11 protein-coding genes and 1 riboswitch are annotated in these 10941 nt (G+C 41.9%); of the genes, 2 read left to right on the top strand and 9 right to left on the bottom strand.

All coding sequences use genetic code 11. The features are described from left to right. Window positions 1-26: 26 nt before the first annotated feature. From moaE to moaA, 4 genes are all read right to left on the bottom strand, one after another. Window positions 27-494: a molybdopterin synthase catalytic subunit MoaE gene (gene moaE / locus H5114_RS18780; RefSeq protein WP_124017745.1), complete on the bottom strand. Its 468-nt coding sequence runs from the start codon at window positions 492-494 to the stop codon at window positions 27-29. A gap of 1 nt (window position 495) precedes the next feature. Further along, on the bottom strand, window positions 496-744 hold the full coding sequence (gene moaD / locus H5114_RS18775; RefSeq protein WP_124017746.1) for a molybdopterin synthase sulfur carrier subunit: 249 nt from the start codon (window positions 742-744) through the stop codon (window positions 496-498). A gap of 64 nt (window positions 745-808) precedes the next feature. Next, window positions 809-1285: a cyclic pyranopterin monophosphate synthase MoaC gene (gene moaC / locus H5114_RS18770; protein WP_124017747.1), complete on the bottom strand. Its 477-nt coding sequence runs from the start codon at window positions 1283-1285 to the stop codon at window positions 809-811. Between the two features lie 86 nt (window positions 1286-1371). Beyond that, the gene (moaA, locus tag H5114_RS18765) at window positions 1372-2352 is read right to left on the bottom strand and encodes a GTP 3',8-cyclase MoaA (protein WP_124017748.1); all 981 of its coding nucleotides are present in this window, start codon (window positions 2350-2352) and stop codon (window positions 1372-1374) included. Then, window positions 2340-2472: riboswitch (molybdenum cofactor riboswitch) on the bottom strand. It overlaps the preceding gene by 13 nt. Window positions 2473-2703: 231 nt before the next feature. Here moaA and H5114_RS18760 point away from each other — a divergent pair. Both H5114_RS18760 and H5114_RS18755 read left to right on the top strand, forming a co-directional pair. Then, window positions 2704-4353 carry an electron transfer flavoprotein-ubiquinone oxidoreductase gene (locus H5114_RS18760; protein ID WP_124017749.1) on the top strand — a complete coding sequence of 550 codons (1650 nt, stop codon included), beginning with the start codon at window positions 2704-2706 and terminating at the stop codon, window positions 4351-4353. 216 nt (window positions 4354-4569) lie between these two features. Further along, window positions 4570-6489, top strand: coding sequence for a methyl-accepting chemotaxis protein (locus H5114_RS18755; protein WP_182698719.1), 1920 nt, complete (start codon window positions 4570-4572; stop codon window positions 6487-6489). Window positions 6490-6582: 93 nt separating this feature from the next. Here H5114_RS18755 and H5114_RS18750 read toward each other — a convergent pair whose 3' ends face one another. The 5 genes from H5114_RS18750 to yqfB form a co-directional block, all read right to left on the bottom strand. Next, entirely contained in the window at window positions 6583-6942 is a 360-nt protein-coding gene (locus H5114_RS18750) for a DUF4870 domain-containing protein (RefSeq protein ID WP_124017751.1), read from the bottom strand. A 41-nt stretch (window positions 6943-6983) separates the two neighbouring features. After that, the gene (locus tag H5114_RS18745; protein WP_124017752.1) at window positions 6984-7676 is read right to left on the bottom strand and encodes an MOSC domain-containing protein; all 693 of its coding nucleotides are present in this window, start codon (window positions 7674-7676) and stop codon (window positions 6984-6986) included. A gap of 277 nt (window positions 7677-7953) precedes the next feature. Beyond that, window positions 7954-8799 carry a PfkB family carbohydrate kinase gene (locus H5114_RS18740; protein WP_182698718.1) on the bottom strand — a complete coding sequence of 282 codons (846 nt, stop codon included), beginning with the start codon at window positions 8797-8799 and terminating at the stop codon, window positions 7954-7956. Between the two features lie 90 nt (window positions 8800-8889). Continuing rightward, window positions 8890-10227 carry a coproporphyrinogen III oxidase family protein gene (locus H5114_RS18735; protein ID WP_124017754.1) on the bottom strand — a complete coding sequence of 446 codons (1338 nt, stop codon included), beginning with the start codon at window positions 10225-10227 and terminating at the stop codon, window positions 8890-8892. A 355-nt stretch (window positions 10228-10582) separates the two neighbouring features. Further along, complete coding sequence (gene yqfB / locus H5114_RS18730; RefSeq protein WP_182723749.1) at window positions 10583-10906, bottom strand: N(4)-acetylcytidine aminohydrolase; 324 nt, start codon at window positions 10904-10906, stop codon at window positions 10583-10585. Window positions 10907-10941 lie beyond the last annotated feature (35 nt).

Here is a 10941-nt window from a genome sequence, read left to right as displayed (position 1 = left end):
CTGTATACCAGTAATACGGAACAATATTACTTTTTCCACATTTGAGCCGCTTGTTGATCGCTATCACGCGCTTCAACCCACTTACTGCCAGTATCGCCCGCTTCCAGTTTCCAAAAAGGGGCTTTGGTTTTTAAGAAGTCGATTAAAAACTCACACGCTGCAAAAGCGGCTTTACGATGGGCACTGGTGACACCGATAAAGACTATTTGCTCACCAAGTGTTAGCGTACCCACTCGATGAATAATGGTCACTTTGTTTAACGGCCACCGCTCACAAGCCTGCTGGCTAATCTGTAATAAAACCGACTCTGTCATTCCAGGATAATGCTCTAGGGTTAGATCGGTTACGGCGCAGCCATCATTAAAGTCACGAACTTTGCCAACAAAATTGACTACTGCACCATCCTGATTATCGCAAGCCAAGAGCGCATACTCATCGGCAACGCTAAAATCTTCAGCATGCACACGGACAATAATTTGATTGCTCTGTTTCATATTACCCCCCTGTGACCGGAGGGAAAAAGGCCACTTCATCACCGTCATTTACAGGCGAATCCCATTGGCTCATGGTTTGATTAATCGCCACCAGCAATTTGTCTGATGCCAACACTTTAGCCCACTTATCATCAGTGGCAGCAAGCGCAGCGCGTAATGCTTCGGCGGTGTCTATATTGTCGGCACTGTGTTCGACTTTAGCGGTATCGAGTAATTCGCGAATTTGCGCAAAAAATAACACTTGGATCATAGTGGTCTCTCAATGCATTTATTCATAAAACATATTGGATGAACGTTAGCTCATATAAGGCAGCTTAAGCTTGAAAATGGCCAGATTTACCGCCGCGTTTTTCAAGCAAACGAACTTGAGAAATAATCATGTCTTTTTGTACTGCCTTACACATATCGTAAATGGTTAAGGCGGCGACAGAAGCAGCCGTTAGCGCTTCCATTTCTACACCGGTTTTACCCGATAGCTTACATAAACTGGTAATGCGCACACGATTGTGCTCAGGCTGAGCTTCAAGCTCAACTTCCACTTTAGTCAGCATTAACGGATGACATAAAGGTATTAAATCAGCAGTTTTTTTAGCCGCTTGAATACCAGCAATACGTGCGGTAGCAAACACATCACCTTTGTGATGGCTGCCATTCATAATCATCGCTAAGGTAGTGGGAGCCATATCAATAAAGGCTTCTGCGCGGGCTTCGCGCTCAGTGACGGCTTTTTCAGTGACATCAACCATATGGGCATTACCATCGGCGTTAATATGGGTAAAACGATTGCTCATGCTGCTACTGCCTTAATAAAAATTCAATGTCTATCGACTGAGCGTCACAAAAATGTCCGCATCAGTCGGTTTAGCTCAATAACCGCTTAACCACCAATAGAGGCAAGATGCTGAGTCACACCGGTAATACCTTGATGTAGATAATGGGTTTCTTTTTTCTGCGCTAATTGACCGTGTAACCGAGTGATTAACTCATCTTGCTGTGAAGTGTCTTGCAATAAATCGCGCAAATCTAGGCCATTTTCAGTAAATAAGCATAAATGTAATTTACCTTTGGCAGATACGCGCAAGCGATTGCAGCTGGCACAGAAGTTTTTAGCATAGGGCATAATTAGCCCAATACGACCTTGGTAGTCGGCATGACTAAAGTTCTGTGCAGGACCATCATCAACGCTCGGTAAATCGTATAACCAGCCTTGCTGCTCAAGTTGTTTTTTGATATCAACGCCAGCTAAATGATGCGCATTAAAGTAGTCGCGACCCAAGCCCGTTTCCATTAACTCAATAAAGCGTAAATCGATAGGTATATGTTTAATCCACTGTAAAAACCGTGGTAAATCTTTATCGTTTAAGCCTTTAAGTAATACGGCGTTGACTTTAACCCGCTCAAAACCCGCTTCCAATGCAGCATCAATACCGCGCATAACAAGATCAAACTTATTTTCGCCGGTAATTTGATAAAACATTTTAGGATCTAAGCTATCAACGGAAACATTAATACGCCGTAAACCAGCTTCATACCATTCTTTAGCATTCTGCTGTAAACGATAACCATTGGTGGTCATTGCTACGGTATTAATATTGGGATTCGCCGCAACAATCCGCACAATATCAGTGAAATCTTTGCGCAGAGTGGGCTCACCACCAGTGATACGAACTTTTTGAGTGCCAACGGCGCCAAAGCCTGCAACAAGATTTTCAATCTCATTGAGGGTTAAAAAGCTCGGTTTGCCATCGGGTTTATACCCATCTGGCAAACAATAGGAACATTTGAAGTTACAAACGTCAGTGACTGACATTCGTAAATAGTGAAACCTTCGACCAAAACTATCTTGTAATTGGGACATGTTAACCTTTCCAAGTGTGGGAGGTGAATGCATTTCTTTACTCACCCCGGTGGCAAAATTACCACGGCTAACTGCCCATATCATTGACTTAGGACACAAAGCTCGGAGAACCGTCAGATCCAATTATAGGCCTAATTGCCTTTTAACAAATACCCCTTTAGTGAATATCTTAATGAAAAAGATTATATCGTTAACTATTTGTGACTCGTCTCACCCTGACAAGATTATGTTTGCTACTGTGACAAAAGTGAATTTTGCGGTAAGGTAACTAAAAAGATAAACGATCGTTTAGTTATCGTTGTAGAAAAACAATAAACCCGCGATGAACGGGAAACTTTGAAAGGTGACAACATGGAACGCGAGTCAATGGAGTTCGACGTAGTAATAGTCGGTGCTGGCCCTGCAGGTTTAGCAACAGCTTGTCGTTTAATGCAAATATCTAAAGATGCCGACAAGGAAATCACCGTTTGCGTGGTAGAAAAAGGCTCTGAGGTTGGCGCACATATTTTATCGGGAGCGGTATTTGAAGCGGATGTATTGGACGAATTATTTAATGATTGGCGTGAATCTGATATCCCGCTAACGACTAAAGTCACTCATGACGAAATTTATCTGCTTAACTCAGAGAATAAATCGCGCTTAATACCAAACAGCTTTGTGCCTAAAACCATGCACAACGATGGTAATTACATTATTAGTGTCGGTAACTTAGCCCGTTGGTTAGCTAATAGAGCTGAAGCACTTGGCGTAGAGATTTTCCCCGGGTTTGCCGCCAGTGAATTACTGTTTAATGAAGACAATAGTGTCAAAGGTATTTTAATTGGTGACATGGGCGTTGGCGAAAATGGTCAACACAAAGACAGCTACATGCCAGGCATGGAATTACATGCTAAATACACCGTTTTTTCAGAAGGTTGTCGGGGTCACTTAGGTAAACAGCTGATCCAAAAATACCATTTAGACAATGGCAAAACACCGCAGCATTATGGCTTAGGGTTTAAAGAAATTTGGAAAATCCCTGCTGAACAACACCAACAAGGTAAAGTCGTTCACACCGGCGGTTGGCCTCTAGTGAATGGTTCATCTGGAGGGGGATTCCTATATCATATGGAAGACAACCAAGTTGCAGTGGGGTTAATTATTGATTTAAATTACCAAAACCCTCACCTCAGCCCATTTGATGAATTTCAACGTTATAAAACTCACCCAGTGATTGCCAAAACATTAACTGGCGGTGAGCGCTTAACTTATGGCGCACGTGCCATTGCTAAAGGTGGTTTAAATTCACTGCCTAAAATGAGCTTCCCTGGTGGGTTAATTATTGGCTGTAATGCAGGCACACTTAACTTTGCTAAAATTAAGGGCACCCATACCGCGATCAAGAGTGGGATCATCGCAGCCAAAGTGTTAGGCGAAGGCTTGATGGCTGGTATCGAAGGTGGTAAAGATCTCGATTGCTTCCAACAACGTTTTGAAGAAAGCTGGCTGCACGATGAACTGTATCAATCACGTAATTTTGGTCCTGCATTACATAAGTTTGGCACCATAGTCGGTGGCGCTTTTAATTACATCGACCAAAATTGGTTTGGTGGTAAATTTCCGCTGACCTTTAGGGATACCACCCCTGATTACGCAACTTTAGGCCTAGCCAGTGATTACAATAAGATTGATTATCCTAAACCTGACGGTAAATTAAGTTTCGATAAGCTGTCTTCAGTATATCTGTCGAATACTTATCACGAAGAAGATCAACTGTGCCATTTACACCTTAAAGACCAAAGTATTCCGATTTCGGTCAACTTAGTTAAATTTGATGAACCCGCGCAACGATACTGCCCTGCAGGCGTATATGAAGTGATTGAAGAAGCCGGCGACAAAAAATTTGTGATAAATGCTCAGAATTGTATTCATTGCAAAACATGTGACATCAAAGATCCGAGCCAAAATATTACCTGGGTCACTCCAGAAGGCGGCGGTGGGCCAAACTACCCAAATATGTAAGCTAACCAATAGTTAAAATATTAGCTCCGCCGAAAAACGCACTTAAATATAGGTGCGTTTTTTTTGTTTTATAGACTATTATTACTCACATAAAATCAGAACAACCTACGCAAAAAGACTATTTTGTTTACTTAATTAACTTAAGAGCAAAATAACTATCAATTTATTGGCATTGTGTCCGATATATCATAGATATACCCCAAGAGGCTGTTGTAGATGAGCACATTTAATACCCTTACCATTAAACAAAAAATATTGCTGACAGTGACAGTTGCTGTACTGCTATCAACAATATTAGTCGGATTACTGAGTCAACGCAGTGCGAAGCAAATCGTCGAGCAGCGTATGCTTAATTCAGAAATGCCAAGCATAGTCATGCAAATCCGCAATGACGTAGACCTGCAAATTAGCAGTTTAATGAATGCCGCGGAGCAACTAGCCAATAGCAGAATGTTGCTTGGCTGGCTCCAAAATGGTCGCCCAGCGGACCAAGAAAGCCTCGTCATCGCACAATTAAATGACCTAAAAAATCAGTACGGCTTAGCTCAAGCGTCTTACGCCGATCGCGAAACCGCAGCTTACTATACACAAGACGGCTTTTTACGGGTATTAACCCCTGAGCAAGACGGTTGGTTTTTTGATTACCGCGACAGTAAACAAGAGCGCATGCTCAATGTTTTTACCGAAGCCAATGGTGAAGTCAAACTGTTTATTAACTATCAGCAGCCAAATGGTCGTGGGCTTGTTGGCTTAGCTAAATCACTAGATGATATGGTTAACTTATTAGATTCATTCAAAATTGAAGACACTGGATTTGTCTTTTTAGTGGATGCTAAAGGTGACGTAAAACTATATCGAGATACCAATAAAGTAGGTAAGGCTAAGCTCAGCACTTTATACCCTAATGCCAATACTAACCAACTGCTAAATAAAAGTGACTTTAACTTAGTTAAAGCAGAAGTTGATGGCCAACACATGTTGATTGCCAGTAGCTATATTGAATCGATGGATTGGTATTTAGTGGCTCAAGTGCCTGAAGCTGAAGTCTTTGCCTTACTACAAGAGTCCGCTTATCAGATCTTAATATGGACCATTCTTATTGCAGTGGTATTTATAGCTATCTCGATTGCGGTTGCAGGTTCCGTCAGCCGCCCTATTGCTCATATTGCCGAGCTATTTCGCAACATTGGTGAAGGCGAAGGCGATTTACGTCAAAGACTACCCGTTAATGGTGATGATGAAATTGCTCAGCTTGCTCGTGGTTTTAATAGCTTTATCAGTAAGATCCAAGATACGGTCCTGGAAGTGGCCAGCACAAGCCAACAACTAGGTTTATCTGCTATTGATGTATCAAATCAGTCACACCAGACGTTAGATGACAGCCAATTACAAAAAGACCGTACGATTATGGTGGTCACCGCAATTAACGAAATGGGCGCTACGGTTAATGAAATTGCAACTAACGCAGCTCAAGCCGCAGTCACGGCCCGCGATGCAGATGCGGAATCAATTGAAGGTCAGAAAGTCGTAACACGGGCACGTGAAACCATTAATCAACTATCTAAAGACGTCAAACAAGTCGGTGACGTGATTGAATCATTAGCGACGCACACTAAATCGATTGGCAGTATTTTAGATGTTATTCGTGCAATTTCAGAGCAAACTAACTTATTGGCACTGAACGCGGCAATTGAAGCGGCTCGAGCCGGTGAAGCAGGACGAGGCTTTGCTGTTGTTGCAGACGAAGTCCGTAACTTAGCTTCTCGTACGGCAGCTTCGACTAACGAAGTACAAACTATGATTGATAAACTTCAATCAGAAACGACGCGAGCAGTCAGTGCTATGGAACAATCGCGCAGCCGATCGCATGAGGGTGTTACAGCTGTTGATGAAGCGAGCCAGTCATTAAGCGGCATTAGTGAACGTATTGCACTGATTAGCGATATGAACATACAAGTTGCAGCCGCGACGGAAGAGCAATCAACTGTGGTTGAAGACATTAATCGTAATGTGACTGAAATCAACGATATTACTCAACGTACCGCAGAAACAGCTCATGCCGCTGCACACGCAAGTGAATCATTGAACCAATTAGCCACTCGACTAGATACCCTAGTTGCTCGTTTTAAAGTGTAAATGCGATAAATCGTTTTAACAAAACGCCACTCATTTGAGTGGCGTTTTTTATGCTCATGGCTGTTGCCGATCACGATATATTTATCATGCTAGTTATTTCAGAAACCGAATAGTCAGTGGATACTGATAAGCTTTGCCATCGCTGGCTTTCACCATTGCGATAATGGTACAAACAATGTCGAGTAATGCTAACGCTGCCAGTAGTAATACGCCCACACCAATAAAAATCAATATCCCAGACACTAAGGCATAAATCATTAAACTTAGTTTGAAATTAATGCAATTCTTTCCGCATTGGTTTACAAACTCAAACTCGTCTCGCTTCATTAACCAGATAATTAACGGCCCAAGAACACTGCCCAGAGGGAAAATATAACCGACAAAACTGGCGGCATGTACTAATAATCCCATATTTTTAGCGTCTTTGGATAATGTGTCTGTTAGTTCGGTCATGTGATATTCCTTATCAAGATTTCTTATAATATTATGGTTAACTAACTGGCATTGCCATACAAGCGCATCGCCCAATCTTCTATACTTTGTTGATCAAGTCGGCGCTGTAATGAGTTAACCCAAGTTTGCGCTAAACCTTCACATTCAAGCAGTATCTGATATTGCGCAGCATCAAATTCTGCTAAAAAATATATCTGCATCGCTTTAGCTACACTGATATCCGTTTTTCTTTCTAACAAAACAATACTGTCATTCGGATTAATATCGCCTTCCGATAGCACTCGGTAAAACCAGCCACACATGCGACTTTCTTGCATTGCTAAAGCAAATTTAGGGTGACCAAATTGCAAGTTGAGTTTAAAACAAGGTGATCGCGGCTGGGTAACTTGTAATGTCACATCGCCAATTTGGACTATATCACCAATATAAACTTGCGCCTCATTAAGGCCGACAGTACTGATATTCTCACCCATTGAAGGTGCATCAAAAAAGGTCGACATTAAATCCCAGCGGCGGTACTGACCATAATGCTCTCGCGGGAAATGATGCAGCACTCTATCTAGCCCGCCATGATGCTTAGGATCAGCCTCGCTATTACCGATAACTCGATCAAATTGCACGGTCAACTGCTTAGCGATATGTTTTTGGTTAATGCAACTGGCAACACCATTATGCATTTGCACTTGATCACCTAAATATAACCCAGAAATACCTTTCACCCATAGCTTACTCATCCAGCGGGTCCTTGCTTAAACATGATTACAGAGTGCCAATATACCCAATTTTCAGACAAAAAAAAGCCTTACTGGGGAAGAGTAAGGCCATAAATATAATGGGAGATAATACTTAAAAACATAGTGAAAAATGATCTTAACCATCCGACACTATAAAAGTTGTTTAGACGGGCTTATCATAAGCGCTAACAATGACACTAAAATGACAATCGAAGACTATTTTAGTCATGTGCATAGACATGTATTCATCCTCAAAGTTAATCATTACTCATAGCCGTTAACTTAAGTACTGTTTTAAGGCCTCGCCAGGAATTGAGCTTTGGGTGGCAACGGCAAATGAGGCCCACAAAGCGCCTTCATGCATCGCATCGGTAATTGACATCTGCTGACATAAACCATGAATAACCCCAGCAGCATAAGCATCGCCGGCCCCAGTGGTGTCAATAACGTCAGCAGTAACCGCGGGCACATGTTGTTCACCGTCGGCACTGTACACCATAGCTCCCTGGTCACCATCGGTGACAATAAAGTACTCCAATGCATCACCCGCAATCGCGTAAGCAAATAGCCATGGGTCTTGATTACAGCGTCCTTGCATGTCGGTAATCGACGCGATGAGTACATGACAAGGACGGTTACGTTCATCTTTCGCCAGTTGAGATATCACTTTGCAGTTAGGATTGGATGCAATAGCATTTGCCGCCCAAACACCAGCACCTTTTGCCGAAGAGTTAATATAAAAGGCATCCCAATGATGCCATTTAGGCGGCACTGGCAGTTCAAAAATAGGTCGCTGAGGGCGAATAATGGTGCGCTCACCATCTGGGGTCATCACCAATAGCATCTCACACGTATTGCCATTAAAACGATGCACTAAGCGACAATCAAGCCCTAAAGTGCTGGCCTTAGCTAAAATCCAATCGCCAATATCATCACTGCCAACCTCACTCACCAATGACACATTGTGCTGGGCCCATACTAAACCTAAGCCAGTGTTCGCGCCGCCACCGCCTAAACGTAACCCACCGTCTTGATAATGAAATCGACCACCGGTTTGTAAGGGTTTATCAAGCATTAGAATGCGATCACAATTAATATTGGCAAGCAAAAGAATATTAGCCATGCAACTCACCTAAAAAAGTGTAGTTAAAAAGAACCTTGAGTATAACAAAAAGGCCGTGATTAACACGGCCTTTGGTGGTTGATCACAGGATCACATATCCGCTTCAGCAAGTGGTTGACGTAATTGGGCGCGCACATTGTCCATACCCGAGTAAAACTCCTTCATCATCAATAATCCGAGCATTTTGCCATTATCGGTCACAATCAGTTTGTCAGGATTAATAGGATCATTTTTCAGTGCCCCCATCGCTTTCATTGATGCCATTTCTTTAAACAAGGCGGTATCTAGATTAACGTTAAAAGTATCGCGAAAATATTGACGCGATAAACGCCCAGAAAACATCCCCAGTAAAAAACGATACTGCATGACTTCTTTTAGCTGATATTTTTTCTGTTGCTCAACAGCCATTCGACCTTCAGCAATACGTTGTTGATATTTTTTTAGCGAAAAAGTATTTACATATAAGGTGTCATTTAAAAAACTAAATGAGCCTGAACCGACACCAAGATATTCATCATAGTCGATCACATACTCATCAAAACCTTCATCATTGGTTTTACCAAACGCCCATGCAGACAATTGAGTATATTGCCCAGTTAAGCGATTTAAAATTTGGCGGTACTGATTAACCATTTCACCATGAGGTGCTGCCAGATCTGCTTTGACACTTTTACGCGTTTGATGGGTGATCATCAATGGATAAGTGGTAATTTGGCGCGGATCGAGTTTAGACGCCATTTCAAGGTCAGACCGAATAATCTCTTCTGTTTGCCCACGAAAGCCAAAAATCAAATCAACGTTAATGATCGGAAATAGCTCTTTAGCTGCCATAATGCGGTCAAAGGTTTGCTGGCCTGAACCAAACTTATCTAATCGATCAGTCATTTTTAAAATGCCGTCGTCAAAGCTTTGTACCCCAATCGACATTCTGTCGACCAAACCTTTTAACTGCTTAAACTCAGGGCTGGCTAAATGTTGTGGATCCGACTCACAAGAGACTTCTTTAATGCCAGGAAACAGATTTTTTGCGTGTTCAATTGTGCGGGCTAATTCATCTTCAAGTACGGTAGTCGTTCCGCCACCAATGTACATAGATTCAAACTCATAGCCTAAATCTTTGGCCATTTGCATTTCTTTGCGCAGCGCCACAAAATATTCGCGCGCTTTGTCTTCACGGAATAAAAATCGGTGAAAAGTACAAAATGAACACAAGGTATGGCAAAACGGAATGTGTGCGTACAACATGTATTTTTTGCCTTCAACGGGCTTAGGCATGCGGTCTGTTGAGATGGTGTCGAGACGCAAATTCTTATCAACATAATATTGCATCACCCGCTCCATAGAACTGATCATCCAATTGGGTACCGTAATATTTGACTGATAAGGTTTAATCAGCTCATGACTGGCTGATTGAATAATTGGAGACATAAAAAATCCTAACTGAATGAGTCACTGAGAGCAAAAACCATTGATAAAAAGCGCTAAATAAAAGACGCACTGTAGATGCAGGAAATCAAAATAACACTTTATAAATTGCTAAAATGCGAACTCGCCAACAAATACATAAACTAACACGCTTATCCTTACCCATTTGTTAAGCAGATCATGTTTTAGACACTGCTGTTAGATCGCCAATGAAACAGTTTATGCCGCAACCAAAACAAACAGATAAAATAAAGGCTAGATCGCGCACTATCGAATAATTGGTTAGGAATAAAATAGAATCTGGATGCTCTTAGTCTTAGTCTTAGTCTTAGTGCAGCATTTAGGGAAATAATAGCGATTAAGCAGCAACCAATTTAAATGAAATCATAAATAATGTTGGCTGATTAGGATAGACCTTCTGAATAAGCAGCTTTAACTCTGCTAATGGCAAGCTTTCTTGGGCGGCATGAAACTCATTAATGTCAGCAAAGGCTAATGGCTCAACCGCCAAAATCATAATGTCACACACTTTAATATGGGTTTCGAGGGTGAACACCTCAACTTGGCTACCAGGTTGGTAATGGCTCTCGCTTATATCGCGGATAGTAATGGTTTTTAGTCCAGATGCGACTAACGGCGTTAAAAATTCAAAAAAGGTAATTTGCGTTGGTGCAGCTGACATAAGGAAACCTTAACAGAAAACACAAGATGGGTTTA

This window comes from Shewanella sp. SR43-8, assembly GCF_014163775.1.
Taxonomy (GTDB): domain Bacteria; phylum Pseudomonadota; class Gammaproteobacteria; order Enterobacterales; family Shewanellaceae; genus Shewanella; species Shewanella vesiculosa.
Note: the sequence above shows the minus strand (reverse complement) of the source record. Positions and strands in the feature narration are given on the sequence as shown.

Coding starts and splice junctions, on each gene's coding strand:
- H5114_RS18760 (WP_124017749.1), top strand. CDS start 2,704: ATGGAACGCGAGTCAATGGAGTTCGACGTAGTAATAGTCGGTGCTGGC.
- moaE (WP_124017745.1), bottom strand. CDS start 494: ATGAAACAGAGCAATCAAATTATTGTCCGTGTGCATGCTGAAGATTTT.
- moaA (WP_124017748.1), bottom strand. CDS start 2,352: ATGTCCCAATTACAAGATAGTTTTGGTCGAAGGTTTCACTATTTACGA.
- H5114_RS18755 (WP_182698719.1), top strand. CDS start 4,570: ATGAGCACATTTAATACCCTTACCATTAAACAAAAAATATTGCTGACA.
- H5114_RS18750 (WP_124017751.1), bottom strand. CDS start 6,942: ATGACCGAACTAACAGACACATTATCCAAAGACGCTAAAAATATGGGA.
- moaC (WP_124017747.1), bottom strand. CDS start 1,285: ATGAGCAATCGTTTTACCCATATTAACGCCGATGGTAATGCCCATATG.
- H5114_RS18735 (WP_124017754.1), bottom strand. CDS start 10,227: ATGTCTCCAATTATTCAATCAGCCAGTCATGAGCTGATTAAACCTTAT.
- H5114_RS18745 (WP_124017752.1), bottom strand. CDS start 7,676: ATGAGTAAGCTATGGGTGAAAGGTATTTCTGGGTTATATTTAGGTGAT.
- H5114_RS18740 (WP_182698718.1), bottom strand. CDS start 8,799: ATGGCTAATATTCTTTTGCTTGCCAATATTAATTGTGATCGCATTCTA.
- yqfB (WP_182723749.1), bottom strand. CDS start 10,906: ATGTCAGCTGCACCAACGCAAATTACCTTTTTTGAATTTTTAACGCCG.
- moaD (WP_124017746.1), bottom strand. CDS start 744: ATGATCCAAGTGTTATTTTTTGCGCAAATTCGCGAATTACTCGATACC.